The 25,095-nt window shown below is 72.5% G+C and carries 20 protein-coding genes and 1 tRNA gene; 15 read left to right on the forward strand and 6 right to left on the reverse strand.

Annotated elements, in window-relative coordinates; translation table 11 throughout:
* Positions 1 to 54: 54 nt before the first annotated feature.
* Genes ACFYWM_RS14035 through ACFYWM_RS14050 form a run of 4 tightly spaced genes read left to right on the forward strand, consistent with a single transcriptional unit; the run spans position 55 to position 5,533 of the window.
* The gene (locus tag ACFYWM_RS14035; RefSeq protein ID WP_389913715.1) at positions 55 to 1,695 is read left to right on the forward strand and encodes an ABC transporter substrate-binding protein; all 1,641 of its coding nucleotides are present in this window, start codon (positions 55 to 57) and stop codon (positions 1,693 to 1,695) included.
* Positions 1,696 to 1,699: 4 nt separating this feature from the next.
* Positions 1,700 to 2,671 (forward strand): ABC transporter permease, encoded by a 972-nt coding sequence (locus ACFYWM_RS14040; protein WP_389913718.1) that lies wholly within the window; start codon positions 1,700 to 1,702, stop codon positions 2,669 to 2,671.
* A gap of 10 nt (positions 2,672 to 2,681) precedes the next feature.
* A complete protein-coding gene (locus ACFYWM_RS14045; protein WP_389913721.1) occupies positions 2,682 to 3,692 on the forward strand; it encodes an ABC transporter permease in 1,011 nt (336 codons plus the stop codon).
* The gene (locus tag ACFYWM_RS14050; protein WP_389913725.1) at positions 3,689 to 5,533 is read left to right on the forward strand and encodes a dipeptide ABC transporter ATP-binding protein; all 1,845 of its coding nucleotides are present in this window, start codon (positions 3,689 to 3,691) and stop codon (positions 5,531 to 5,533) included. The genes ACFYWM_RS14045 and ACFYWM_RS14050 overlap by 4 nt, the downstream gene beginning before the upstream one ends.
* Here the strand turns inward: ACFYWM_RS14050 and ACFYWM_RS14055 are convergent.
* Positions 5,479 to 6,735, reverse strand: coding sequence for an MFS transporter (locus ACFYWM_RS14055; protein ID WP_389913728.1), 1,257 nt, complete (start codon positions 6,733 to 6,735; stop codon positions 5,479 to 5,481). The genes ACFYWM_RS14050 and ACFYWM_RS14055 overlap by 55 nt on opposite strands.
* Before the next feature lie 81 nt (positions 6,736 to 6,816).
* Here ACFYWM_RS14055 and ACFYWM_RS14060 point away from each other — a divergent pair, with 81 nt between their 5' ends.
* Positions 6,817 to 7,377 (forward strand): MarR family winged helix-turn-helix transcriptional regulator, encoded by a 561-nt coding sequence (locus tag ACFYWM_RS14060; protein WP_389913731.1) that lies wholly within the window; start codon positions 6,817 to 6,819, stop codon positions 7,375 to 7,377.
* Positions 7,378 to 7,455: 78 nt separating this feature from the next.
* Here the strand turns inward: ACFYWM_RS14060 and galK are convergent, their stop codons facing one another.
* Complete coding sequence (galK, locus tag ACFYWM_RS14065; RefSeq protein WP_389913734.1) at positions 7,456 to 8,574, reverse strand: galactokinase; 1,119 nt, start codon at positions 8,572 to 8,574, stop codon at positions 7,456 to 7,458.
* A gap of 162 nt (positions 8,575 to 8,736) precedes the next feature.
* Here galK and ACFYWM_RS14070 point away from each other — a divergent pair.
* Positions 8,737 to 8,810 (forward strand) — tRNA-Ile (locus ACFYWM_RS14070).
* 180 nt (positions 8,811 to 8,990) lie between these two features.
* Positions 8,991 to 9,632 carry a dihydrofolate reductase family protein gene (locus ACFYWM_RS14075; protein ID WP_389913738.1) on the forward strand — a complete coding sequence of 214 codons (642 nt, stop codon included), beginning with the start codon at positions 8,991 to 8,993 and terminating at the stop codon, positions 9,630 to 9,632.
* A 123-nt stretch (positions 9,633 to 9,755) separates the two neighbouring features.
* Here ACFYWM_RS14075 and ACFYWM_RS14080 read toward each other — a convergent pair whose 3' ends face one another.
* A complete protein-coding gene (locus tag ACFYWM_RS14080) occupies positions 9,756 to 10,298 on the reverse strand; it encodes a DUF308 domain-containing protein (RefSeq protein ID WP_389913741.1) in 543 nt (180 codons plus the stop codon).
* Between the two features lie 241 nt (positions 10,299 to 10,539).
* Here ACFYWM_RS14080 and ACFYWM_RS14085 point away from each other — a divergent pair, with 241 nt between their 5' ends.
* The 3 genes from ACFYWM_RS14085 to ACFYWM_RS14095 all read left to right on the forward strand — a co-directional run bounded on the left by ACFYWM_RS14085 (position 10,540) and on the right by ACFYWM_RS14095 (position 15,623).
* On the forward strand, positions 10,540 to 12,072 hold the full coding sequence (locus ACFYWM_RS14085; RefSeq protein ID WP_389913744.1) for a dihydrolipoyl dehydrogenase family protein: 1,533 nt from the start codon (positions 10,540 to 10,542) through the stop codon (positions 12,070 to 12,072).
* Between the two features lie 154 nt (positions 12,073 to 12,226).
* Entirely contained in the window at positions 12,227 to 14,959 is a 2,733-nt protein-coding gene (locus tag ACFYWM_RS14090; protein WP_389913747.1) for a helix-turn-helix transcriptional regulator, read from the forward strand.
* A 217-nt stretch (positions 14,960 to 15,176) separates the two neighbouring features.
* A complete protein-coding gene (locus tag ACFYWM_RS14095) occupies positions 15,177 to 15,623 on the forward strand; it encodes a VOC family protein (RefSeq protein WP_389913750.1) in 447 nt (148 codons plus the stop codon).
* Between the two features lie 265 nt (positions 15,624 to 15,888).
* Here ACFYWM_RS14095 and ACFYWM_RS14100 read toward each other — a convergent pair whose 3' ends face one another.
* Positions 15,889 to 17,502 carry a tannase/feruloyl esterase family alpha/beta hydrolase gene (locus ACFYWM_RS14100; RefSeq protein WP_389913753.1) on the reverse strand — a complete coding sequence of 538 codons (1,614 nt, stop codon included), beginning with the start codon at positions 17,500 to 17,502 and terminating at the stop codon, positions 15,889 to 15,891.
* 181 nt (positions 17,503 to 17,683) lie between these two features.
* Positions 17,684 to 18,256 (reverse strand): NADAR family protein, encoded by a 573-nt coding sequence (locus tag ACFYWM_RS14105; protein ID WP_389913756.1) that lies wholly within the window; start codon positions 18,254 to 18,256, stop codon positions 17,684 to 17,686.
* 169 nt (positions 18,257 to 18,425) lie between these two features.
* Here ACFYWM_RS14105 and ACFYWM_RS14110 point away from each other — a divergent pair, with 169 nt between their 5' ends.
* The 3 genes from ACFYWM_RS14110 to ACFYWM_RS14120 all read left to right on the forward strand — a co-directional run bounded on the left by ACFYWM_RS14110 (position 18,426) and on the right by ACFYWM_RS14120 (position 21,636).
* Entirely contained in the window at positions 18,426 to 19,199 is a 774-nt protein-coding gene (locus ACFYWM_RS14110) for a DUF4184 family protein (protein ID WP_389913759.1), read from the forward strand.
* A 52-nt stretch (positions 19,200 to 19,251) separates the two neighbouring features.
* Positions 19,252 to 20,682 carry a glutamate decarboxylase gene (locus ACFYWM_RS14115; RefSeq protein ID WP_389913762.1) on the forward strand — a complete coding sequence of 477 codons (1,431 nt, stop codon included), beginning with the start codon at positions 19,252 to 19,254 and terminating at the stop codon, positions 20,680 to 20,682.
* A gap of 84 nt (positions 20,683 to 20,766) precedes the next feature.
* Complete coding sequence (locus tag ACFYWM_RS14120; protein ID WP_389913764.1) at positions 20,767 to 21,636, forward strand: class II glutamine amidotransferase; 870 nt, start codon at positions 20,767 to 20,769, stop codon at positions 21,634 to 21,636.
* Positions 21,637 to 22,026: 390 nt separating this feature from the next.
* Here the strand turns inward: ACFYWM_RS14120 and ACFYWM_RS14125 are convergent, their stop codons facing one another.
* Positions 22,027 to 22,290 (reverse strand): SAV_915 family protein, encoded by a 264-nt coding sequence (locus tag ACFYWM_RS14125; protein WP_389913767.1) that lies wholly within the window; start codon positions 22,288 to 22,290, stop codon positions 22,027 to 22,029.
* Between the two features lie 979 nt (positions 22,291 to 23,269).
* On the opposite strand from ACFYWM_RS14125, the gene ACFYWM_RS14130 reads away from it, so the two are divergent.
* Entirely contained in the window at positions 23,270 to 24,145 is an 876-nt protein-coding gene (locus ACFYWM_RS14130) for an SAM-dependent methyltransferase (RefSeq protein ID WP_389913770.1), read from the forward strand.
* A 1-nt stretch (position 24,146) separates the two neighbouring features.
* Positions 24,147 to 25,031 carry an NAD(P)-dependent oxidoreductase gene (locus tag ACFYWM_RS14135; RefSeq protein WP_389913773.1) on the forward strand — a complete coding sequence of 295 codons (885 nt, stop codon included), beginning with the start codon at positions 24,147 to 24,149 and terminating at the stop codon, positions 25,029 to 25,031.
* Positions 25,032 to 25,095 lie beyond the last annotated feature (64 nt).

Here is a 25,095-nt window from a genome sequence, read left to right on the forward strand (position 1 = left end):
GTAACAGAGCACGTCGTACGGAACCAGGCAGTGAGAAAGCGCGAGGAGAAGAACGTGAAGTTGCGATGGGGCGCCCTGGCGCTCGCCGGGGTGCTGGCGCTCGCGGCGTGCGGGACCGAGAGCGGGGCCCCGAGCGCGGCGGCCGGCGGCGAGGGCGGCGGTGGCGACGGCGGGTCGCTCGTGTGGGCGGTGGAGACGCAGCCCATCACCTTCAACCCGCACCAGTGGGGCCAGAACAAGGCCCGCCTGCTGGTCCACAACCAGTTCGACGCCCTGATCGCCCGGGGGAGGAACGGAGAGTTCCTGCCGTGGCTGGCCAAGTCCTGGAAGGTCTCCGAGGACGGGCTGACCTACACCTTCGAGCTCCGCGACGACGTCACCTTCCACGACGGCGAGAAGTTCGACGCCGCCTCGGTGAAGGCGAACCTCGACCAGCTCGTCTCGCCCGGCTACAACGCCGCGGTCAGCGCCATCCAGCTGCGCAACTTCGGCAAGGCCGAGGTGACCGCGCCGCACACCCTGAAGGTCACGCTGAAGGCCCCCGACGGACTGTTCCTCGACTTCCTCTCCGCCCCGTACGCCGGCCAGGTCTCCCCGAAGTCGCTGAAGAACGCGAAGGACCTCAAGGCGGGCGGCGTCGACGTGGTCGGCACCGGTCCGTTCATCCTCGACCGGTTCACCCCCGGCCAGGAGGTCCACTACAGGCGCAACCCGAACTACAACTGGCCCCCCACCGGCTCCGCCCACCAGGGCCCCGCGCACCTGGCCGAGATCACCTACCGCTTCCTGCCCGAGGCCGCGGTACGGGTCGGCGCGCTCACCTCCGGGCAGGTGCAGGTGATCGAGGGCGTGCCCGCCACCGAGATCGGCCTCATCAGGAGCGACCCGCGGCTGAAGCTGGAGACCAGCCTCAACTCGGGCAGCGCGTTCTCGTACTACTTCAACACCTCCCGCCCCCCGTTCGACGACAAGCGGGTCCGCGAGGCCTTCCGCGACGCCGTCGACGTGGACGCGGTGCTCAACTCCGTCTACCAGGGCACCGCCAAGCGGGCCTGGAGCGTCATCGGCCAGGGCAGCCCGCAGTTCTACGACCCCTCGCTGGAGAAGACCTTCGGCAACAATCCCACGCGGGCCAACCAGCTGCTCGACGAGGCGGGCTGGAGGGAGCGCGACGCCGAGGGCTTCCGGGTGAAGGACGGCAAGAGGCTCACCGTGCGTACCGTCAACGCCGCGCCGTTCGTCCGCGACCGCCGAGACATCCTCGCCCAGGCCGTCCAGGCGGCCGTCAAGCAGAGCGCCGGGATCGACTTCCAGGTCAAGATCGTGGACCAGGGCACCGCGCAGAAGGCCATCGACGACAACGAGTACGAGATCTTCGAGAACTCGCGCGGCGACACCGACGCCGGGGCGGCGCTCAACCTGATCCTGGCGAAGGGCGCCGCGATCAACCGTACGAAGTTCGAGAGCGCCGAGCTGGACAAGCTGCTCGCCGACGCGTCGGCCGCCGCCGACCTCGCCGAGCGCAAGGAGCTCTACGCGAAGGTGCAGAAGATCGTCGTCACCGACGAGGCGATCCTGCTCCCGGTCTACGTGCCCGCCGACCAGATCGCCTATGGCGCCGGGGTCACCGGGATCACCTTCGAGCCGGTCTCCGGCACTCCCAACAGTGCTTACGACGTCCGGACAGGGACGTGAACACGTGAGCACCCTCACACTCACCCGGCGGCGGGGGCTGGCCGCCGCCGGGTGGCTCGGCCCGGTGGTCCGGCGGCTCGGAGCGGGCGTCGCCGTGCTCTGGGCCGCCGCCACCGCGGCCTACCTCGCGCTGATGCTCGTGCCCGGCGAGACGGTCGACGTGCTCATCGGCGACGGCCTCGACACCCCCGAGCGGCGGGCGCAGATCATCGCCGAGTGGGGGCTGGACCGCTCCCCGATCCAGCAGTACGGCGACTATCTGCTCCGGCTGCTCCAGGGGGACCTGGGCCACTCCTACATCCTGCAGCGCGGCGTCGGCGAGATCCTGTCCTCCCAGATCCTGCCGACGGTCCAGCTCGCGCTCGCCGCCGCGCTCTTCGGGGTCGTCCTGGCCCTGGCGCTCGCCCTGAGCACCGCCGGGCGCCGCTCCTGGCTCGGCGGCCTGGTCGGGCTGTCGGAGCTGGTCGTCGTCTCGGTCCCGCCGTTCCTCGTCGGCATCCTGCTGCTCGCCGTCTTCTCCTTCACGCTCGGCTGGTTCCCCGTCTCCGGGGACAGGGGGCTCGTCTCCCTCGTACTGCCGGGGCTCGCGCTCGGGCTGCAGGTCGCCGGGGTGCTCGGCCAGGTGCTGCGCGAGGGCCTGGAACGGGCGCTGGAGGAGCCGTTCGCGGTGACCGCCCGCTCGCGCGGCATCACCGAGTGGCGGCTCGTCGCCCGGCACGCCCTGCGCCACGCGCTGCTCCCGGCCGTCACCCTCACCGGCTGGTTCACCGGCTACCTGCTCGGCGGCGCGATCATCGTGGAGGCCGTGTTCGGCCGCCCCGGGCTCGGCCAGGTCACCGTCAACGCGGTGACCGGCAAGGACATGCCCCTGGTGATGGCGGTCGTGCTGATCTCCGCCCTCGCCTACGTGACGGTCAGCACGATCGTCGACCTCGCCTACCTCGCGATCGACCCCCGCCTGAGGAGGAGCCGATGACGGTCCCGTCGTGCTCATCGCGTTCGTCGAGCTCATCGTGTTCGTTGCGCTCGTCGTGCTTATCGCGTTCGTCGTGCTCGTTGCGTTCGTCGTGCTCGTCGTGGGAGGAGCCGGTGGTGTCACGGTCGCCGTACCGCCAGGGGAGGAGCCGATGACGACGATCACGGAGGTTCCCGGTGTCGCGGCCGTCGCCCCCGCTCGGGCCGGGCGCCGGTACGGTTTCAGGGCGCCGCTGGTCGTGCCGCTGTTGTTCCTGGCGGTCGCCGCGGTCGCCGCCGTGGCGCCCGGCCTGCTGACCGGGGTCGACCCGCTGGCCGCCGACCCGCTGCACGCGCTCGCCGGGCCGAGCGCCCAGCACTGGTTCGGCACCGACCACCTCGGCCGCGACGTGCTGTCGCGCGTCGTCCACGGCGCCGGGCACTCGCTGAGCATCGGCGCCGCCGCCGTCCTGCTCGCCGCCGGGGCCGGCACCCTGCTGGGCATCCTGGCCGGACTGTCCCCCCGCTACGTCGACGAGCTGCTCAGCCGTCTGTTCGACGTCGTGGCGACCTTCCCCGAACTGCTGCTCGCCCTGCTGGTCATCGCCGTCACCGGTCCCGGCACCGGCAACGTCATCCTCGCGATCGGCATCGCGCAGATCCCCAACTACGCCCGGGTGATCCGAGCCCAGACGTTCGTGGTGCGCCGCTCGGGCTACGTCGAGCAGGCGGTCACCTTCGGCCTGGCCAGGCCGGTGCTGGTCGCCCGGCACGTGCTGCCCAACGTGCTGGGCCCGCTGCCGGTGCTCGCCACGATCGGCATGGGCACCGCCATCATCGCCACCTCCGGGCTCAGCTTCCTCGGCATGGGCCCGCAGCCGCCCAGCCCGGAGTGGGGCTCGATGCTGTCGGAGGCCCGCAACTACCTGCGCGTCGCCTGGTGGACCGTGCTCTTCCCCGGGCTCTCCGTCACCCTGACCGTCATCAGCCTGACGCTCGTCGGGCGCCGCCTGCAGCGCCGCTTCGAGGGGAGAAACCGATGAGCCTCATCGACGTCGAGGACCTGCGGGTCGGCTTTCCCAAGGCGGGGGTGCTGGCCGTACGGGGAGTGAGCCTGTCGATCGAGGCGGGCGAGTGCGTGGCGATCGTCGGGGAGTCCGGTTCCGGCAAGAGCGTCACGGCCAGGACGCTGGTCGGGCTGGCCGGTCCCGGCGCCGAGGTCACGGCCTCCCGGTTCGAGGTGAACGGCCGGGACGCGCTCGGGTTCGGCGCCCGCGACTGGAGGCGGCTGCGCGGCCGGTTCGCCGGGCTGGTGCTCCAGGACGCGCTGACCTCGCTCGACCCGCTCCGTACCGTCGGCGACGAGATCGCCGAGGTGCTCACCACCCACGACGTCGTACCCCGCGCCGCCCGGAGGGAGCGGGTGATCGAGCTGCTGGAGGCGGTCGGGGTGCCGGAACCGGAGGTGCGGGCCCGGCAGTACGCCCACCAGCTGTCCGGCGGGCTGCGCCAGCGCGCCCTGATCGCCTCCGCCATCGCCGCGGCCCCGCCCCTGATCATCGCGGACGAGCCGACGACCGCCCTCGACGTCACCGTGCAGGCCCAGATCCTGCGCCTGCTCGCCGCCCGCAAGGCCGAGGGCACCGCGCTTCTCATGATCAGCCACGACCTGGCCGTGGTCTCCGCTGTCGCCGACCGCGTACTGGTCATGAAGGACGGGGTGGTCGTCGAGGAGGGGCCGACGGGGCGCGTGCTGTCCGAGCCCCGGCACGACTACACCAAGCTGCTGCTCGCGGCCGTCCCCTCCGCGGCCTCGCGCGGCACCCGTCTGTCGGCCATCGCCTCCGGGGGGATCGCGCTGCGCACCCCGCTGCCGGAGCGGGCCGTCGACCACAGCGCGCCGGTCCTGGAGGTCTCGGGGCTGTCGGCCGCGTACGGCGCGCGCACGGTGGTCGACGACGTGTCCTTCGAGCTCTACCCGGGGGAGACGCTCGGCATCGTGGGGGAGTCGGGGTCGGGCAAGACCACGGTCGCCCGGCTCGTCCTCGGGCTTCTCGAACCCGCCGCGGGGGAGGTCCGGCTGGGCGGCGAGCCCTGGTCGGGGATCCGCGAGCGCAGGCGGCGGTCCCGCAGGTCCCGCATCCAGGTGATCTCCCAGAATCCGCTCGACTCCTTCGACCCCCGCTACACGGTGGGCCGCCTGGTCGCCGAACCCCTCCGCGGCAGGTCCCCCGAGGGCGGCTCCTCGCGCGGCCTCCCGTCCGGAAGCGGCGTCTCGTCCGGAAGTGGCGTCTCGTCCGGAAGTGGCGTCCCGTCCGGAACCTCCGGGAGCGGCCTCTCACGAGGGCCTTCCGCCGAGAACGGCTTCTCACGAGGGCCTTCCGCCGAGAACGGCTTCTCACGCGGGCTTTCCGCCGAGAACGGCTTCTCACGCGGCGTCCCCTTCGGGCGCGGCTCCTCGCGGGGGGCCCTCTCCGGACGGGTGGCCGAGCTGCTGGAGCGGGTCGGTCTCCCCGCGGACGTCGCCGGCCGGCACCCCCGGCGCCTGTCCGGCGGCCAGCGCCAGCGGGTGGCCATCGCCAGGGCCCTCGCCACCCGTCCCGACGTGCTCGTCTGCGACGAGCCGGTCTCCGCGCTGGACGTGTCGATCCAGGCCCAGGTGCTCGACCTGCTCGCGGAGATCCAGGCCGCCTACGGGACCGCGCTGATCTTCATCTCCCACGACCTCGGGGTGGTCCACCACGTGGCCGACCGGGTGCTGGTCATGCGCGGGGGACAGGTCGTGGAGGAGGGGCACGTGGACGAGGTGTTCTTCCTGCCCCGGCACGACTACACCCGCGAGCTGCTCGGCGCGGTGCCCAAACTGGTGTCGGCCGGCCCCTGACGGAGGCCGCGGATGTCGGGCAGGAGCAGCACCCCCAGGCAGGAGACCGCGAGCAGCGCCGCCGCCCCGTACAAGGTGGGGGCCGTGCCCACCGCGCCGGCCAGCGGCCCGGCCAGGGCCATGCCGAGGGGGTTGAGCCCGAGGGAGAGCAGCCAGTCGTACGCGGACACCCGGGAGATCGCCTCGGCCGGGATGTGCTCCTGCACGGCGGTCTCCCACAGCGGGGCCATGAACGCCAGGCCGCCGGTCATCAGCCCGTAGGCCGCCGCGACGGTCAGCGCGGGCGCCCCGGCGGCGAGCAGGACCAGGGGCAGGGCGCCGAGCGAGAGCGCGAGGTTGGCCACCACCAGGGGCTTTCGCGGTCTCACCCGCAGCGCCAGCAGCGCGCCGCACAGGGCGCCGACCGTGCCGCCCTGCACGATCGTGCCCCAGGCGAGCTCGCCGCCGAGGCTCGTGACGGCGATCACGGGCCCGATCGTGATCAGGGCGCAGCGGCTGAGGTTCCACATGGAGTGGCCGACGAGGTTCGTCCAGTACCACCGGTGGCGGCGCAGCTGCGCCCAGCCCTCGGCCAGCTGCCTGACGAACCGCTCGCGCGGCGCGGGCGGGATCGGCGCGAGCCGGAGCCGTCCCAGCAGCACCGCGCTGGCCGCGAACGTCAGGGCGTCCAGGAGCAGCGCCCACCCGGGGCCGGCGGTCAGGGCGAGGGCGGTGGCGATCCCCGGGCCGAGCAGCATCGACCCGCGCTGGGCGATCGCCATGAGCGCGTTGGCCCCGGGGAGGTGCTCCGCCGCCACGGTGGCGGGCACCAGACCGGTCGTGGCGGGCAGGAAGAACGCGGACCCGGCCCCCGAGACCGCGGCCAGCACGGCCAGGTGGACGATGTCGACCGTGCCGGTGACCAGCTCGAAGCCCATGGCGGCGTGGGCGAGCCCGCGCACCACGTCCGCGCCCATCATCACGCGACGGCGCGGGAGGCGGTCGGCCCAGACACCGCCGGGCAGCATCAGCGCCACCATGGCGATCGACTGGGCGGCCAGGACCACGCCGAGGTCGGTGGCCGAACCCGTCGCGGTGACGATCGCCAGCGCGAGGGCCACGACGGTGATGGAGTCGCCGACGTGCGAGAGGGTCTGGCCGGTCCACAGAAGGCGGAAGCGAGGGTCTCGCAGGGGGGCCCAGAGGCCGGATGAAGGGGGCATGGATGAGAAAGTACTACGAAATCATAATATATGCATCCGTATTAAATGGGGCTGGGTGGAGGGCGGCGCTACCCTTTGGGCATGCCAGAGCCTGACTCCATCGACCGGCACATCGCGCACTGGTCCCGGGAGCTGTCCGACCTCGACCCGCAGCTCGAGGGGATCGTCACGCGCATGCAGGGGCTCGTGCGGCTGCTCAAACGCAACAGGGACGCCTGGCTGACCGCCGGAGGGCTCAAGGCCTGGGAGTTCGACGTCCTCCACTACCTGGTCGCGGCCGGGCCGCCCTACCGGGTGACCCCCTCGCTGCTGGCCGGGTGGCTCGACACCCACCCGGCCACGCTGACCAACCGGCTCGACCGGCTGGAGCAGGCCGGATACGTCGACCGGATGCACGACCCCGGCGACCGCCGCCGCCTGCTCGTCGCGCTGACCCCCGCCGGGCGCGCCGTCTGGCAGGAGCGCATGGACCAGGGCGACCTCTCGGAGCGGGCACTGCTCGGCCCGCTCGACCCCGGGGAGCGCGAGGTCCTCGACAACCTCCTGCGCCGGATGGTCGGCGCCGTGGAACGGGACGGACCACCACTGATGCCGGACTGGCCGTCGGCCTCCGGTTCGGGTTCGGGTGCCGGGGAGGGGTGATCGGATTAGCAGGTGGGCTCATGTGTGGGGGAGGGCCGGTCGAAGTGGCCGGTGGGCCCGTTTGTCAGGTAGGGCCGGTCAGAGCAGCCGGCGGGCTCCCGCGGCCGGGGTCGCCGGGTAGATCTCCGGTTCGGCCCAGCCGCGCTCGGCGTAGGCCCCGGTCACCGACTCCCGTACGGAGTCCACCCGCTCGTCGGCGACCAGCGCGATCGCCGACCCGCCGAACCCGCCGCCGGTCATCCGCGCCCCTCGCGCCCCGCCCCTGACCGCCGACTCCACGGCCACGTCCAGCTCGGCGCAGGACACCTCGAACTGGTCGCGCAGCGACAGGTGCGAGGCGTTCAGCAGCGGCCCGATCTCCCGTACCGCCCCGGCCCGCAGCAGCCCGATCACCGCCTCGACCCGGTGGTTCTCCGTCACCACGTGCTGGGTGCGCCTGCGCTCGTCGCCGCTCAGCTTCGCGAGGGCGCCCGCCAGGTCCGTGACGTCGCGCAGCGCGTCGACGCCCAGGCGCTCGGCTGCGTTCTCGCAGTCCTGGCGGCGGCGGGCGTACTGCCCGTCGGCGAGCTCGTGGTGCACCCCGGTGTTGATGATCAGCAGCTGCAGGCCGTGACTCGCCAGGTCGAAGGGTATGTTCCTGGTCCCGAGACTCCGGCAGTCCATGAACAGGGCCTTGCCCTCCTCGCCGAGGGCGGAGGCGGCCTGGTCCATGATCCCGCACGGCATGCCCACGAAGTCGTTCTCGGCCTTCTGCGCGGCGAGGGCGATCTCCATTTTGGTCAGGCCGAGCCCGTACAGCTCGTTCAGCGCCGTGCCGACGGCCACCTCCAGTGCCGCGCTCGACGACAGCCCCGCCCCTCGGGGCACGTCCCCGTCGATCACCACGTCCGCGCCGCCGATCCGCCGTCCTCCCTGGCGGAGGGCCCAGAACACCCCGACCACGTACCGGGCCCAGCCCTCGGCCTCGTCCGGGGTCTCCATCGTGACCGGCTCGCCCGCCTGCAGCGACCGGAGCCTGATCACCCCGTCCTCGCGCGGCGACACCGCCGCGGTCACCCCCCAGGGCAGCGCGAACGGCAGAACGAACCCGTCGTTGTAGTCGGTGTGCTCCCCGATCAGGTTGACCCGCCCCGGCGCGTGCCACACCCCGGCGGGCTCCATGCCGTACGAGTCCCTGAAAGCTCCAACAACGCGCATGATCCAACACTCCTCAACAAGGTTCACCAGTAGGGTAGCGAGTCCGCCGAGGCCCAGGTCCCGCGCTTGATCACACCGAAGGTCACATCTTGAACCCGGCCCGCCCGGCAGGTGTGCGAACAGCGTCTACGTTTGGTTGAATGCCGCGTACGGCGTGCGCGAGGGGCGGTAGCTCAGCCGGTTAGAGCAGGGGACTCATAATCCCTGGGTCGCGGGTTCGAGTCCCGCCCGCCCTACCCCTTCCGACCACACGAAAAGCGCCCCTGACATGCGTGTTCGCGGTCACGGGCGCTTTCGTCGCATCGTCCTTTCGCCATTTCGCGGTCCTCGCGACCGATGAGTTCGCGGCCGGGCGCCGGTCTGTGTTCGTACCGGCACGTCAGCCGGGACACAAGCCGGAACGCGAGGAGAACACCATGGGCATGATCCACATCGACCTGTTCGCGACGCTCGATCTCGTCGGCCAGGCGCCGGGTGATTCCGAGGAGGACCCCGAGGGCTTTCCGTTCGGGGGGTGGCAGGCGCCGCTGTTCGACGAGACGGTCGGCCGGCACGTCGGTGCCGGGATGGAGGGCATGGACGCCCTGCTTCTCGGCCGCAGGACCTACGACATCTTCGCCGCGTTCTGGCCGAACCAGGTCGACGGCGTCGACGGCGGGATCGCCACGCTGTTCAACGGCATCCCGAAGTACGTCGCCTCGCGGGGCAACCCGGACCTGGGCTGGGCGGGCTCGACGCGGCTGGGGCCCGACCTGGTGGGCGCCGTACGCGAGCTGCGGGACAAGCACGAGCACGTCCACGTGATCGGAAGCCTGAACCTGGTGCAGACGCTCCTGCGCGAGCGCCTCTTCGACCGGCTCGACCTGTGGCTCTTCCCCATCGTGCTCGGCGTCGGCAAGAAGGTGTTCGACGGCGGCGCGGTGCCCGCCAACCTGGAGCTCCTGGAGCCGCCCGTCGCCTCGTCCAAGGGCGCCGTGCTCCTGCGTTACGGCCTCGGCGCGGGGATCCCCGGCACCGGGGACATGCGGCACGAGGACCGGGGCACCGGTTCGAGCTGAACGGTGGCCCGTTTCCCGCCCAGGTTTCCTGCCCCGGCCGGACGGGCCGTGAACGAGGGCTGTGAACGAAGACGCGGTGGTGGCCGGGTGAACCGGCCGCCACCGCGTCGGGGGGACGCCACGTCAGAGGGCGACCCGCGCCAGGCGGCGCCGTTTCCACGCCAGGGTCGCGGCCTGGATGACGAAGAAGGCGCCACCGGCCGCCGTGTACATGATCAGCGCGGTCAGGCTGGGGGCGTCGCCGACGGCGGCGGGCAGGTAGGTGAGACCGGCGATGACCGAGAGGGCGCCGGCGACGAGCATCGGCCACTGGCGGCCGAGTTCGGGGCTCCGGCGGCGGACGGCCACGGTCAGCTGGGCGACACCGGAGACGATGGCCCAGAGGCCGAACACGAACAGCACCGCGCCGATACCGCCGATGGCGGCCAGGCCGAGACCGACGGCGGCCAGGGCGCTGAGCGCCGTGTTGAACACCTGCAGCCCGCGGGCCGGGGTCCCGGGGTCCTCGCGGACGTCGAACAGCGAGGCGACGACGTCGATGATCGGGTACGCGATGAGCAGGATCACCGAGACGGCCGTCAACGAGGTGTGGACGGCGGCGAAACCGGCTGACCAGGCGATCGCGACGAGGCCACGGACGAGGTAGACGCGAAGGAGGGACGACATCAGGAAATTTCAGCTTTCTTTCCGGGTTTTCCGGCTTACGGGCTCTCTGGAACGCGGAAGCCGGAAGCCGCTCCGACCACCGCTTTCCGGGGTACGGAACCCACCCTGACCGCCCGTGCCGGCCGGCCGCCCCCGGGAGAGGCCCTGGGCGGGACACTGGCGCTCGCCGGGCACTCCCCAGGGAGAGGGCCAGGGACTCGCCCGGGGGCGATCGGGCCCCCGCCGGAACGAGCATTCGGGCATGCGGAGTTTCGACGTGGTGGTGATCGGCGCCGGTCCGGGTGGCGAGGTGGCGGCCGGGAGGCTCGCCGAGGCCGGCCTGGACGTGGCGATCGTGGAGGGCGACAAGGTCGGCGGGGAGTGTTCCTACTACGCGTGCATGCCGTCGAAGGCGCTGCTGCGCCCCGGTGAGCTGCTCGCCGAGGCGCGCCGGGTGCCGGGGGTCGCAGAGGCGGTGACCGGCCCGCTCGACGTAGCGGCGGTGCTGCGCCGCAGGGACGAGCTGGTCGGCGGCCTGGACGACAGCGGCCAGGTGCCGTGGCTCGAGGAGCGCGGGATCACGCTGGTCCGGGGCTGGGGCAGGCTGGCGGGGGAGAGGCTGGTCGCGGTGGGCGACGAGATCCTCCGGGCGCGCCGCGCGGTGATCCTGGCCGGGGGTACCCGCGCCGCGCTGCCCGACATCGACGGGCTGGCCGACGCGAAGCCGTGGACCAACCGGGAGGTGACGACGTCCCGGGAGATCCCCGGGTCGTTGATCGTGATCGGCGGCGGGGTGGTCGGCGTCGAGATGAGCCAGGCGTACGCGTCGCTCGGGTCCCACGTCACCCTGGTCGAGGGCGACCGGGGACTGCTGCCGCGCGAGGAGGACTTCGTCCGCGCCGAGGTCGGCGCGTCGCTCGCCGAGCAGGGCGTGGACATCCGCACCGGGCAGCGGGCGACGGCCGTACGGCGTGACGGCGGCGACAGAGAGAGCGGCGACAGCGGCGTCGGTGGGGGCGGAGGCGGAGACAAAGGTGGCGGCGGCAAGGTGACGGTGACCCTCGGCGACGGCGACACGGTGATCGGCGACGAGGTGCTGGTCGCCGCGGGCCGGGCGCCGCAGATCACCGGCCTGGGCCTGGAGACCGTCGGCGCCGTGACGGTCGGTGCCGTAACGGCCGGTGCCGGGACCGTCACTGCCGGGACCGTCGGTGCTGGGACCGGTGGCGTCGGGAGGATCGGCGTCGGGACCGTCGGTGCCGGGAACGGCGGCTTCGTCGCGGTCGACGAGCACATGCGGGTGCCCGGCCTGGACTGGCTCTACGTGGTCGGCGACCTCAACGGGCGGGCGCTGTTCACGCACATGGCGAAGTACCAGGCGGCCATCGCGGCCGGGGGGATCCTGGGCCGGGACATGACGGCCGAGCACGTCGCCGACGGCGCCAACTCGCCCAGGGTGATCTTCACCGAGCCCCAGGTCGCGGCCGTCGGGCACACCACGGCCAGTGCCGCCGCGGCGGGCCTGAGGGTCCGGGTGGTCGACGTGCCCACCGACGGCAACGCCGGTGGCGCCTTCTCCGGCGGTGCCCGCGGTACCAGCCGGTTCCTGGTCGACGAGGACAGGGACGTGCTGGTCGGCGTGACCATCACCGGAACCGCCGTCGCCGACTTCCTGCAGGCGGCCACCATCGCGATCGTCGGCGAGGTGCCGGTCCGCCGGCTGCGGCACGCCGTCCCGGCGTTCCCCACCCGCAGCGAGATCTGGCTCCATCTGTTCGACGCGCTCGGCATCTGAGGCGCCGCTACCTCACCCGTCCGGCCGTCGCCGGAGAGCGCCGATCACCCCCTTCCCCGGCACGCCGGCACGAGGTTCCGGCACGTCACGACGGTCGGCCCGTGTGCCCGCCGGGAGGCGGGAGTGTTGTAACCTCCCCGGCGAGAGGGGTGACGTGCCGATCAACACCAAGATCTCCGTGTTGCAGGGGCGGCGACGCGAGCAGGAGGCGCTCGACCGGCTGCTGCGTGACGTCCGCGCCGGGCAGAGCCGGGTGCTGGTGTTGCGCGGCGAGGCCGGGGTGGGCAAGACCGCCCTGCTCGACCACCTGGCCGAGGCGGCGTCGTCCGGCCGGGTGGCCCGCGCGGCCGGGGTGGAGCCGGAGAGCGAGATCGCCTACTCCACGCTCCAGCAACTCTGCGCGCCGCTGATGGGCCACCTCGACCGGCTGCCCGAACCGCAACGGGACGCGCTCGCCACCGGGTTCGGCCTCAGCGCCGGCAACCCGCCGGACGCGCTGCTCGTCGGGCTCGCCGTGCTCGGGTTGTTCGCCGAGGCCGCGTCGGAGCGGCCACTGGTCTGCACGGTGGACGACGTGCAGTGGATGGACCGGATGTCGGAGGTGGTCCTGACCTTCGTCGCCCGGCGGCTGGACTCCGAGTCGGTCGCCCTGGTCTTCGCGGCGCGCAGCCCCGGAGACGAACGCATCCTCGAAAGGCTGCCGGACCTGCGCGTCGAGGGGCTGCCGGACGCGGACGCGCGGGCGCTGCTGGACTCCGTGCTGCCGGGGCCGGTGGACGCTCGCGTACGCGACCGGATCGTCGCCGAGACGCGCGGCAACCCGCTCGCCCTGCTCGAACTGCCGCGCGACCTCACCCCGGCGGAGCTGGCGTTCGGGTTCGGCGGGCACAGCGCGGCGCCGCCGGCGAGCCGGGTCGAGGAGGGCTTCCAGCGGCGCATCGCCGCGTTGCCGGTGGACACCCGCACGTTGCTGCTCACCGCCGCCGTCGAGCCGGTCGGCGACGTGCCGCTGCTGTGGCGCGCGCTGGAGCGGCTGGGGGTCGGGACGGACGCCGCGGCCCCCGCGGCGGTCGCGGGCCTGATCGAGTTCGGCACCCGGGCCCGGTTCCGCCATCCGCTGGTCCGCTCGGCCAGCCGGCGCTCCGCCGAGCCCACCGAGCTGCGCGCGGTGCACCGGGCGCTCGCCGAGGTGACCGACCCCGAGCGGGAGCCCGACCGTCGCGCCTGGCACCGGGCGCACGCCGCCCTGGGACCGGACGAGGAGGTCGCCGCCGAGCTGGAGTGCTCGGCCGACCGGGCGATGGCCCGTGGCGGCCGGGCGGCGGCCGCGGCCTTCCTGGAACGCGCGGCGGAGCTCACCCCCGATCCGGCGAGGCGCGCCGGGCGCACCCTGGCCGCCGCGGTGGCCCGATTCGCCTCCGGAGCCCTCGCCGAGGTGCCGGACCTGCTGGCCGCCGCCGAACTCGGCCCGCTCGACCCGGTGCAGCGGGCCGGGGTGGAACGGCTGCGCGCCCAGGTCGCCTTCGCGCTCAACGCGGGACGGGCCGCCGGGCCGCCGCTGCTCGCGGCCGCGCGCCGCCTGGAGGCGCTGGATCCCGCCGCGGCCCGGAGGACCTACCTGGCGGCGATCGGCGCGGCCGTGAACGCGGGGTGGTTCGGCGGCGACGACCTGCGCCGGGCGGCCGAGGCCGCGCGCGGCGTTCCCGAGGGCGAGGACCCGGCCGGTCTGCTCCTCTCAGGTCTGACGGCGTGGATCCTGGAGGGGCACGCGGCGGCGGTGCCGCTGTTCACCCGCGCCCTGGTCGCGGTCGCCCCGGACAACGACCTGGAGCTGATCTGGCTGGGCGGGATGGTCGTCAACGAGGTCTGGGACGACGTGGCGTTCCTCACCATGACCGGACGGGCCGTCGGCCACGCCCGCGAGACCGGCGCGCTGTCCCTCCTGCCGAGCGCCCTGACCTTCCGCGCCACCGCGTTGATCTACGCCGGCCGCTTCGCCGACGCGTCGGACCTGCTCGACGAGGCCGAGGCCATCGGGAACGCCACCGGCTCGTCCCCGCATCCGGCCACCGCCGTCATCCTGGCCGCGTACCGAGGGGACAAGGAGCCGGCGCTGGAGCTCAACAGGGCTCTGGCCGGGAACGCCGAGGCGGACGGCCTGGGGTGGCTGCTCGCCGTCGCCGGGTACAGCAGGGCGGTGCTGTTCAACGGGCTCGGCCAGTACCGGTCCGCGCTGGAGGCGGCCCTCGAGGCGGCCGGGCACGAGGATCTCGCCGTCCTGCAGTGGACGCTCGGGGAGCTGGTCGAGGCCGCCGCGCGCAGCGGGGAGGACTCCGTCGCGGCCGAGGCGCGTGACCGCCTCGCCGCCCGGACGAGCGCCGTCGACACGAACTGGGCGCGCGGGGCCCAGGCGCTCGCGGACGCGCTCACGAGCCCGGCCGGGTCGGCCGCGTCGGTCGAGGAGCACTACCGGGAGGCGATCGACCGGCTCGCCGCGACCCGGCTCGGCCTGCAGACCGCCCGGGCCCGCCTGCTCTACGGCGAGTGGCTGCGGCGCGAGAACCGCCGGGTCGACGCCCGGACGCAGCTGCGGATCGCGCACGAGGCGTTCACCACGATCGGCGCGGACGGCTTCGCCGAGCGGGCCGGCCGGGAACTGGCCGCCACCGGCGAGACGGTGCGCAAGCGGACTCTCGGCGTACGGGAGGAGCTCACCCCGCAGGAGGCGCAGATCGTGCGCCTGGCCGTGGCGGGACGCACCAATCCGGAGATCGGCGCCGTGCTGTTCCTCAGCCCGCGTACGGTCGAGTGGCACCTGCGCAAGGTCTTCACCAAGCTCGGCGTCAGCTCCCGCCGCGAGCTGGCCTCCGCCCTGCGCGACCGGTGACACCGGGGCGCTCTGTCCCGGGGCGCTCTGTCACGGGGCGCTCTGTCCTGGGGCGCTCGTCCCAGGGCGCGACCCCGGAGGTCACCCAGGGGGCACTCCAGGGGGTCACCCAGGGCCTCCTCCAGGGGGTCACCCTGGGGCGGCCGTCCCCTTCCACGCGCGATCGTGAATGCCGGATGCCGGACGGCATCACCGAGATCGTGGAGGAGTGGGGACAATGGTGGACTACCAGCTTGAGGTGATCGTGCTGCCGGTGGCCGACGTCGACCGGGCCAAGGAGTTCTACAAGCGGATCGGTTTCCGCGAGGACCTCGACTACGTCGGCGGTCCGGACTTCCGGGTCGTGCACTTCACCCCGCCGGGCTCCCACTGCTCGATCGTCGTGGGTACGGGCATCGGCACCGCCGCGCCCGGATCGACGGAGAACGTTCACCTGATCGTGCGTGACATCGAGGAGGCCCGCGCCGACCTGGTCGGCCGTGGCGTCGAGGTCAGCGAGATCTTCCACGACGAGGACGGTGTCTTCCACCACGCGGGCAACGAGAAGCGGGTTCCCGGTTTCTATCCCGGCCGCCCCTCGTACGGCTCGTTCGCCTCGTTCAGCGACCCCGACGGCAACGGCTTCCTGCTGCAGGAGGTCACCGAGCGCTTCCCCGGCCGCTGAGAGCAGGCCGGCCGAAGCCAGGCCAGCCGCAACCGGGTCGAACGAGACCGGGGCGGCTGGAGCCGGGCCGTGGGCGCGCCGACCGGATGACGGCGGCGACGACAGGCGATGCGCCGGGCCCCCGACAGGGCCCGGCGCGTCGTCGTCGCCGGAGGCGGCGGTCCGGATGACCGGAGGCGGCCCCGGTGGGAGTCCGGGGCCGCCGTGCCGTGCGGACAGCGTCAGAGGTCAGAGGCCGGGCGTCGGGCCGGACACCGCATGGGGGTCAGACGGTGACGCAGCGGTAGTTCGCGGCCGAGTTCGTGTCTCCGTGGCCGGTGTAGCGGGCCACCATCGGGTAGCGGCAGACGTCGCGCGTGACGGTCCTGCCGTCGGCGCCGGGGGCCGAGGCGGCGAGGGTGGCCGGGGCCCTGCCCTTCTCCACCCAGTCGACCAGCGCGCCCAGGTCGTCGGTCGGGTACGGGCCGGTGCCGCCGGCGCAGTGGTTCACGCCGGGCAGCAGGAACAGGCGGTAGAAGTCGTCGACCCGCCTGTCGCCGCCGAGGACCTGGTTGACCCGCTCGCGGTAGGCGATCGTGCCCTCGGTGGGCACCAGCTCGTCGTTCTGGCCGTGCCAGCTCAGCAGCTTGCCCCCGGCCTTCGCGAACGCGGACAGGTCCGGGTCGTCGCTGCCGATGACGTCGTTGAACCGCAGCTGCGAGGCGCGGAAGATCTGCGCGAACGACGTGTAGGTGAGCTTCGTGGTGTCGAACGCGGGGTCCCGCTTCACGAAGTACCTGACCCAGCTGTCGGCGACGAAGAACGGCGTGCCGGGGGTGGCCAGGGCGTCGAGGCTCGCGCCCTTGTTCGGTCCGTACCAGAGCCTCCGGCCGGAGGAGGAGACCGGTCCGGCCCAGATCTTGCGCACCGCTTCGGCGGTGGCGCGGGAGATCGTGATCTCGCGGCCCTCACAGACGATCTTCGTGCCGACCAGCCGCCGGGCGTCCCAGTGACACTTGCGCGGGTTGTCGATGATGCCGTCCTCGACCCCGTCGAGGGAGTCACAGGCCTTGACCGCGGCGGTGTTGAACGCCGCCAGCTCGCACGAGGTGGGCGCGACCCTCTCCTCGTTGAAGACGGCCTGCGACCAGAGCGTGGCGACCGCGAACCGGTCCCAGCCGACCGCCGGGGCCTTGGCCAGGATCCCGTCGAAGTCCGTCGGGTGGTCCTGGGCCTCCGCGTACCCCTGGCGGCCGCCGGTCGAGCAGCCGTTCCAGTACGAGTAACTCACGGGCCGGTCGTAGAACCTCTTCGCCACGTCCTTGCCGATGACGGCCATGTCGTGCAGCGAGCGGGAGGCGAAGTTCTTCAGCAGCGGGGTGTCGACCTTGCCGGCCGGGGTGAGCGCCCAGCCGCTGACGTCGAGCGGGTTCGTGCCGACACCGGCGTCGGTGGCCGCGGCGACGTAACCGGCCTTCACCGCGCCGGCCAGCGGAGCGCCGCTGAGGTCACCGGCGAGGTAGGCGCTGCCGCCGGTGGCCTGGAACCGCCCGGTCCACTTCTTCCTGTCCTGGGGCAGCGAGATCCTGATGTTGACATGGTCCCTCGCGCCCGGATGGCTCACCGTGACGGTGATGTCACACCAGGCGGGCACGTCGGTGAGCGTCTCCTCCTGAGGGTGCAGCGGGGGAGCGGCGGGGAACGTGACGGTTCCGCCGGCATTGGCGACCGCCTTCACCGACTCCACCTTGGTGCCGGAGGGCGGGGAGACGGGAACCGCGGCACAGGTCGTGGCGGCCACGGGGCCACTGTCGCGGGCGACGGCGCCGGCGGCCGTCGGCACCAGCACCGCCAGCGCCGGTACTGCCGCCGCCATCAGGGCGATCAAGCGTCGTTTCATGCCCGACATGCTCACCTGGGACCCGCGGGTCTCACCCCAGGGCACCACCCTGGGGTGCACCCTGGCCGGGGGCCCGCGGGGAGGGCCTGCCGGCGCCCCCGCGGGTGAGGGGTGTGGGGTTCAAGGTGTCTTCACGGTGTGGTGTCAGGGGGCAGGGCACCCGGTACGGCGTCCAGGGTGTTCAGGGTGCGGTGTCCAGGGCGTCGCGGGCGTCCATGAGGGCGAAGCCGAGCAGGTTCAGGCCCCGCCACGTGGCGGGGGAGGCGGCGCGCTCGTCGTCGGCGGTGAGCCCGATGCCCCAGATCCGGTCGACGGGGCTGGCCTCGACCAGGACGCGGGAGCGGGTGCCGAGCAGGAAATCCCTCAGCTCGGGGTGCTCGCCGAACTTGGCGACGTTGCCGCGCACCACGATCTCGTAGCGGTGCTCGTCCCACACGGCCCCGTCGAAGCCGAGGACCTCGCGGCCGAGCCTCTTGGCCTCGCCGGGGTGCTCGGCGGCGAGGATCCGCCCGGCGGTCTCGTCGTCGCCGAACAGCCACGCCTTGTGCGCCATCATGTAGTGCTCGGCCGACCGGAAGGCGTGCCCCTCCGTGGTGAAGGCGGCCTCCCACCACTGGCTGAGGCATCCGGCGCCGACCCCGCCGTCGCGCGGCGGCCGGTGGCCCCAGAAGAACAGGTAACGCGGCCGCTCGCCGTCGCGCTCGGCGGCGACGGCCTCGGCGACCGAACGTGGGGCTCTGATGGGATCGGACACCCGTACACCGTGCCATGGGCGACCACCGGACGGCCACCGGGTTACCGGTTCGACGAGGACGGTGCTCCCCCCTCTTCCCGTCGCGCGCCGGCACGCGGCCGTCGTCGCGTGTGGGTGACCGGAGGTCCGGCGTGATCATCGCTCGCGTCGATCATGCCGATAATGGGGCGTGCCCTTCACCCTGAGCCACACCGTCGCGATCCTGCCGCTGGGGCGGTGGCTGCCCCCTTCGGCGCTGGCGGTCGGCGCGATGGTGCCCGACCTGCCGTACTACCTGCCGCTGCCCTTCTCCTCGAGGATCACCCACGGCTGGCTGGGAGCGCTGCTGGTGGACCTGCCCCTGGGGGTGGCGGTGCTCGTCGTCTTCCACCTGGTGCTGCGCGCGCCGCTGACGGCGCTCGCCCCGGACGGGTTGCGCGCGAGACTGCCCGACCGGGCGCGGCCCGTGCGCGGGGTCGCGGCGGTGGCCGCGCTGCTGGCCGGTGTCGCCACGCACCTGGTGTGGGACGGGTTCACCCAGGTGGGGGGCTTCGCCGTGGCGCACTGGCCGGCGATGCGCGTCTCGGTCGTCGGGGCGCACCGGGTGTTCAACGTGGCGATGTACGTCAGCTCGCTGGGCGGGCTCGTGGTCCTGGCCTGCTGGTTCGCCCTGTGGTACCGGCGCGCCGCCGTACGGCCGGAGCGCCGGCCCGGTGTGACGGGGCGGTGGCGCGGCCTGGTCCTCGCCGCCGGGGCGTGCGCCGCGGCTGCCGGCGCGGCCGTGCTGGGGACGAGCGACCGTGCCGCGGTGAGCCTGTACGACCTGGTGCGCTGCGTGATCCTGGGCGGGATCACCGGGGCCGGCGCCGTCCTGTTCTGCCACGTGGTCGCGTGGCACGTGTGGTCGGTGACGCGCTCCCGGCGGGAGGTGGTGTCGCGGGGCGGTGGCGGGGTACCCCGTTGAAGGGGAAAACCCCAGCTCAGGGTGCTTGATCGGCCCGGGAAGGACATGGACGATGCCGCTGAGGCGGCCCGGTCGCACCGGGCACGGAAGCCGGGACCTGGAGATCAACCCGATCTTCAGCCGGGAGCCCCTCCGGGTCCCGCGCCACGCCATGCCGGACGGGGAGATGGAGCCGGACACGGCGTACCAGCTGGTGCACGACGAGCTGATGCTCGACGGCAACGCGCGGCTGAACCTCGCGACGTTCGTCAGCACCTGGGCGGAGCCGCAGGCGCTGAGGCTGATGGCCGAGTGCGTCGAGAAGAACATGATCGACAAGGACGAGTACCCGCAGACCGCGGAGCTGGAGACGCGGTGCGTGGACATCCTCGCCCGGCTCTGGCACGCCGGTGACCCCCACCGCGCGACAGGCTGCTCGACGACCGGGTCGAGCGAGGCGGCGATGCTGGGCGGTCTGGCGCTCAAGCGGCGCTGGCGGCGGCGACGCGGCTCGGAGGGCCGCCCCGCCGACCGGCCCAACCTGGTGATGGGCGTCAACGTGCAGATCTGCTGGGAGAAGTTCGCCGACTACTTCGACGTCGAACCCCGCTACGTGCCCATGGAGGGCGATCGATACCACCTGACCCCAGAGACGGCGGCCGAGGCGTGCGACGAGAACACCATCGGCGTCGTCGCCGTCCTGGGTTCCACGTTCGACGGGAGCTACGAGCCCGTCGCCGACATCGCCGCGGCCCTGGACGACCTGCGGGACCGCACCGGCCTCGACGTGCCGATCCACGTGGACGGCGCCTCCGGTGCCATGATCGCCCCCTTCCTCGACCCCGGCCTGCGCTGGGACTTCCGGGTGCCGAGGGTGGCGTCGATCAACACCTCCGGGCACAAGTACGGCCTGGTGATGCCCGGGGTGGGCTGGGTGCTGTGGCGTGACTCCCAGGCCCTCCCCGAGGACCTGGTCTTCCACGTCAACTACCTCGGCGGGGACATGCCGACCTTCGCGCTGAACTTCTCCCGGCCGGGCGCCCAGGTGGTCGCGCAGTACTACAACTTCCTGAGGCTGGGCTTCGACGGCTACCGCCGGGTGCAGCGGACGTGCCGGGAGGTGGCGACCCGCCTGGCCGGGGAGATCGCCGGCCTGGGCCCGTTCGAGCTGATCACCGACGGCGGCCAGACCCCGGTGTTCGCCTTCCGGGTGCGGGAGGACGTCGGCGCCTTCACGGTCTTCGACGTCTCCGCCGCGCTGCGTGAGCGCGGCTGGCTGGTGCCCGCCTACACCTTCCCCGCGAACCGTACGGACCTGGCGGTGCTGCGCGTCGTCGTCCGCAACGGTTTCAGCCACGACCTGGCCGACCTGCTGCTGGAGGACCTGCGCAGGGTCCTGCCCCGGCTGGAGGCCCAGGGCGGACCGCGCCGCACCGCCGGCGACGCCGGGGGCTTCGCGCACGGCACCGAGAGCAAGGGTCCCCGGCGCCACGGTCACGACTGAGGGCGTACGGCGGAGTTCGAGGACGTCCGCGCCGGTCGGGGGAGCACCGGCGCGGCCGGAGGAGAAGGAAGAAGGAGACTCGGGATGTGCCGTTTGTTTGGCATGAGCAACGCGCCTCGGCGTACGTGCGCCACCTTCTGGCTCCTGGAGGCGCCGGACAGCCTCAGCGAGCAGAGCCGCCGCTATCCCGACGGCATCGGTCTGGGGTACTTCGACGCCGACGGCACCCCGAAGGTGCACAAGGCACCCGTCGCCGCCTTCGAGGACCGGTGCTTCGCGGAGGAGGCCAAGGAGACCGAATCCACCACCTTCCTGGCCCACGTCCGCTTCGCCTCCACCGGCGGCCTGGACGAACGCAACACGCATCCCTTCCTGCAGGACGGGCGGCTCTTCGCCCACAACGGGGTGGTCGAGGGCCTGGACGAGCTAGACGCGGAGCTGGGCGAGTACCGCAGGCTGGTCGAGGGAGAGACCGACTCCGAGCGCTTCTTCGCGCTGATCACCCGTGAGACCAGGGCGCGCGGCGGCGACGTCGCCGCCGGTATCGAGGCCGCCGCCCGCTGGATCGCGGAGAACCTGCCCGTCTACGCCCTCAACATCGTCCTCACCACCCCGCAGGAGCTGTGGGCGCTGCGCTACCCCGACACCCACGAGCTGTACATGCTCCAGCGTGCCGCCGGAGGGTGCCACGGCGGCCGGCACCTCGACCAGAGCGGTAGCGACGGCCGCATGCGCGTCCGCTCCCGCGACCTGACCGAGATCCCCGCGTTCGTGGTCGCCAGCGAACGCATGGACGACCATCCCGAGTGGTGCCCGATGGAGCCCGGCGAGCTGCTCCACGTCGGGCCGGGTCTCGTCCCCACCCGCCGGATCGTGCTGCCCGACGAGCCCGCGCACCGGCTGAGCCTCGCCGACCTGCGCCCCGAGGCCGCCGCCTCGCAGCAGGTCACCTGACACCGCGTCTCGCGCTGTGTGGGGGGCGGGTGCGGGGGCGGGGCGGGGTCGCGCGGTGTCAGGTTCGGGACCGCGAGGCGTCAGGCTCAGGGCCGCGAGGCGTCAGGCCCGGGACCGCGCGATGTCAGGCCCGGGGGTGCCGTGGATGACCGGACGGACGTGCCAGAAGGAACCCGCGCCAGGCCGACGGGCTCGCCGCGCGGGCGGATCGTTCTCCCGATGCCGATGCCGATGCCGATGCCGATACCGATCCCGGTGTCGGCGCCGAGGCCGGTGCCGGTGCCGGGTAGCGGGCGGGGGTGTCGGCGGTCTCGGTCGCCGGTCGGTGTTCGCGCGCCTCTCCCGTCGCGGAGGAGGTCTGGTATTCCAGGTCCTGGGTGAGAAGGCACATCACGCGGCCTGCGAGGATGTCCGGCGGGTGGCCGTCCCGGTGGGGTCGATCACGATGCCGGTGACGTCCAGGTCTTCGATCATGCGTCGGAGCGCGGGCTCGGTGAGCCGGATCCAGCGCTGGCCGGCGCCGAGCACCTTGGTCAGGCGCATCGGCGAGGAGAAGGCGGCTGCCGTCCTCCTGCCCGAATCGGTCCTGAACAGGCGCAGCGACATGCTGAAGGCGCCTTCACGGACCGGTACGTATAACGGGACTTCCGACATTGCTTCCTCCTGGTGAGAATTCGTACAAAAAAGACGTTATCTCCCTTCTGGTGGGCTTTGGGGTGATCTCTACGGGATCCAGACGGGGAGGGCGAAGGCGTTGACGCCACGTTGACGCGTGCCGCGCCGCCGCCCGAGGGCGGTTCGGGAAGGCGTCGCCTCCGGCCGGGACCCCGCAGGGGAGGCGGCCTGTCGTCCCGCTCGCTCTTCTCCCGCGGTTTTGTCGCCCTGTTCGAGGGGGCCCGGGGTGGGGCGCATCGCGTACCGGTTCGTGGCGGGGCGGGGGAGGTGGCCTGTTGTTCAAATACGGATAAATGCGATTTTTCATGAACGATCTGGCGATGCCCATTGCCGGGTCGTCGGCATTTTCCCGTTGCCGTGCCATGGATGCTCCTGCTGTCGGAGCCAGACGTAATGCGAATGGAGCAAAGTATGGACATCGCCGCCGAGTGTTTTCGTCCTGCCTCGCGCATTCCGAGGGTGAGGATGGCCTTGGCCGACCGGCTCGCGAGTGAAGGGAGCCGCGTCGGGTTTCCGGCAGGGATGCCCGGACGCTCAGCGTGTCCTGGCAGGTCGCCGTGCTCAGGATGCGCGTGGGACGGGAAAGGGGAAACGGAAGAAAGAGGGATTTGTTTTAAGTGACCTTTGCTCAAGAAGGGCTTTGTGGTGAAAGGGTGGGACGTCGACGATGATATCGGAGGAAACGTCGACCTTGTCTGGCGAGAAACCAATATTCGGGGTCATCGACTGAGGTGGCGCCCGCTGCTAGTGTTTTGCTCGGCTGGCGGATTCGTTCAACCGGCGATTTACCCCTAATAGGGTAGCTCGCGTTTCTCTGGTCATGTTTGGTTGAAGGGGGTCTCTCATTTCTGGTCTGAATGGTGATGCTCCCGGGGTCCGGACGGACGCGGGAAACGTCAGGACCGGCCCCCCGCCGTCCTCGAAGATCGAGTCGACCTACAACGAGCTCGCGGCACTGATGGGTGAGATCGCGAGATCCGACCGGCACCACGGCTTCTGGGCGGGTTCTCCCGATCTCGCGCCTCTCCTGGAGGCCACGGAGCGGATGACCGACTTCGTGCTCGCCAGGTTGGGGGTGGGCCACGGCTCCCGGGTGCTGGACGTGGGCTGCGGCGACGGCCGTCCGGCGGTGCGCCTGGCCCGGACCCTGGGCGCGCGGGTCGTGGCGATCGACATCGACCGGCAGGCACTGCGCGAGGGAGCCGAGCACGCCGCGGCGCACGGCGTGGAGGAGATGGTGCGGTTCCGGCGCGTCGACGCGACGGACCTGCCGTTCGCCGACGCCTCGTTCGACGCGGTGCTGGCCTTCGAGGTCACCCCGCACCTCGACATCGCGACCCTGTACGGGCGCCTCGCCAGGGTCCTGCGCCCGGAGGGCCGCCTGGTGGTCGAGACACCTTACCCGCGGGTTCCGATGACCGAGGAGATCCGCGAGCGCGTCGGCTCCCGCCTGGCCATGCCGAACGCCGCGTCGCTCGAAACGCCGGAAGATCACCTGTCGGCCGCGCGGCGGGCCGGGATGGCCGTCACGGAGCTCGTCGACGTCACCGAGGACGTACGCGACTCCTTCTCCCCGCTCACGCGCGGGCCACGGGAGCACGGGACGCGGCCGGACACCGGGCGCGGGACGTCCGGCACCGTACGGGCGCCCGGCACCGCGCAGATACCCGGCACCGTACAGACACCCGGCACCGCGCAGATACCCGGCACCGCGCAGATACCCGGCACCGCGCAGATACCCGGCACCGCGCGGACGCTCGGCGCCTTCGCCGCGTGGGCGGACATCGCCGAGGTCGGCGGGGTGGTCATGACCTTCACCAGGATGGAGCACTGACATGACGGATGTGACGGTCATCGGGGCCGGGGTGGTCGGTTCCGCGATCGTACGGGCCTGCGTCGACTCGGGCCTGGAGGTCTCGGTCTGGAACCGTACGCCGGAACGCTCGGAGAGGCTCGCGGGACGGGACGTCTACCTCCACGCGACGGCCGCCGAGGCGATCGAGTCCTCCCCGATCGTGCTGCTGTGCCTCCTCAACTACGAGATCACCCACGCGGTCCTCGACGAGACCGGGGCCGGTCTCTCCGGCAGGCTCGTCGTCCAGCACGCCAGCGGCATTCCCGACGACGTCGTCCCCCTGCGGAAACGGGTGGAGGGCGCGGGAGGCAGATACCTGGAGGCCGCGATCCTCAACTACCCGGACGCCATCGGCACCGAAGACTGCTTCACCGTCTACGGCGGGGCGGTCGAGGACTTCAAGGAGCTGGCGGGCGTGACCGAGGCGCTCTCCGGCAAGCAGGTGCGCCTGGGGCCCGACCCCTGCTACGCCAAGGCCTACCACATCGTCTCCAGCGCCTTCTACTACGCCTTCGTCAACGGCTTCCTCGAATGCTCGGCCATCGCCGAGAGCATGGGCGTCCCCCTCAACGACTTCGCGGAGTCCGTCCCCCTCTACGCCCCCGGTTTCCAGAACACGATCGGCGTCGGGCTCGGCCTCATCGCGCGTCGTGACTACACCTTCGAGCAGGCCCCGCTCACCTCGCACCTGGACGTCCTCAACAACCTGGCGGGCATCGCGGAACGGGCGGGGATCGACCAGTCCTACCTCGGCGTGATGCGCGAGCGCGTGCTGAGGGCGATGGAGCAGGGCTACCGGCGTGAGCACGTGGCGGTGCTCACCGAACAGTTCCGCAGCCGCCGAGCGGCCCTCCACGACCGCTGAGGGGAAGCGCGAGAGGCCGGGGTCGGCCGCCGTGAGCGGGAGGCGTCCGCTCGGCGGTGGCCGG

Source organism: Streptosporangium sp. NPDC002721, from assembly GCF_042888905.1.
In the GTDB taxonomy this organism is placed as follows: Bacteria; Actinomycetota; Actinomycetes; order Streptosporangiales; family Streptosporangiaceae; genus Streptosporangium.

What these genes read in the sequence shown, in the direction of transcription:
- ACFYWM_RS14100 (WP_389913753.1), bottom strand. Translation starts at nt 17,502, where the DNA reads ATGAAACGACGCTTGATCGCCCTGATGGCGGCGGCAGTACCGGCGCTG.
- ACFYWM_RS14085 (WP_389913744.1), top strand. Translation starts at nt 10,540, where the DNA reads ATGCGGAGTTTCGACGTGGTGGTGATCGGCGCCGGTCCGGGTGGCGAG.
- galK (WP_389913734.1), bottom strand. Translation starts at nt 8,574, where the DNA reads ATGCGCGTTGTTGGAGCTTTCAGGGACTCGTACGGCATGGAGCCCGCC.
- ACFYWM_RS14055 (WP_389913728.1), bottom strand. Translation starts at nt 6,735, where the DNA reads ATGCCCCCTTCATCCGGCCTCTGGGCCCCCCTGCGAGACCCTCGCTTC.
- ACFYWM_RS14115 (WP_389913762.1), top strand. Translation starts at nt 19,252, where the DNA reads ATGCCGCTGAGGCGGCCCGGTCGCACCGGGCACGGAAGCCGGGACCTG.
- ACFYWM_RS14075 (WP_389913738.1), top strand. Translation starts at nt 8,991, where the DNA reads ATGGGCATGATCCACATCGACCTGTTCGCGACGCTCGATCTCGTCGGC.
- ACFYWM_RS14095 (WP_389913750.1), top strand. Translation starts at nt 15,177, where the DNA reads ATGGTGGACTACCAGCTTGAGGTGATCGTGCTGCCGGTGGCCGACGTC.
- ACFYWM_RS14125 (WP_389913767.1), bottom strand. Translation starts at nt 22,290, where the DNA reads ATGTCGGAAGTCCCGTTATACGTACCGGTCCGTGAAGGCGCCTTCAGC.
- ACFYWM_RS14050 (WP_389913725.1), top strand. Translation starts at nt 3,689, where the DNA reads ATGAGCCTCATCGACGTCGAGGACCTGCGGGTCGGCTTTCCCAAGGCG.
- ACFYWM_RS14060 (WP_389913731.1), top strand. Translation starts at nt 6,817, where the DNA reads ATGCCAGAGCCTGACTCCATCGACCGGCACATCGCGCACTGGTCCCGG.
- ACFYWM_RS14130 (WP_389913770.1), top strand. Translation starts at nt 23,270, where the DNA reads ATGGGTGAGATCGCGAGATCCGACCGGCACCACGGCTTCTGGGCGGGT.
- ACFYWM_RS14080 (WP_389913741.1), bottom strand. Translation starts at nt 10,298, where the DNA reads ATGTCGTCCCTCCTTCGCGTCTACCTCGTCCGTGGCCTCGTCGCGATC.
- ACFYWM_RS14120 (WP_389913764.1), top strand. Translation starts at nt 20,767, where the DNA reads ATGTGCCGTTTGTTTGGCATGAGCAACGCGCCTCGGCGTACGTGCGCC.
- ACFYWM_RS14135 (WP_389913773.1), top strand. Translation starts at nt 24,147, where the DNA reads ATGACGGATGTGACGGTCATCGGGGCCGGGGTGGTCGGTTCCGCGATC.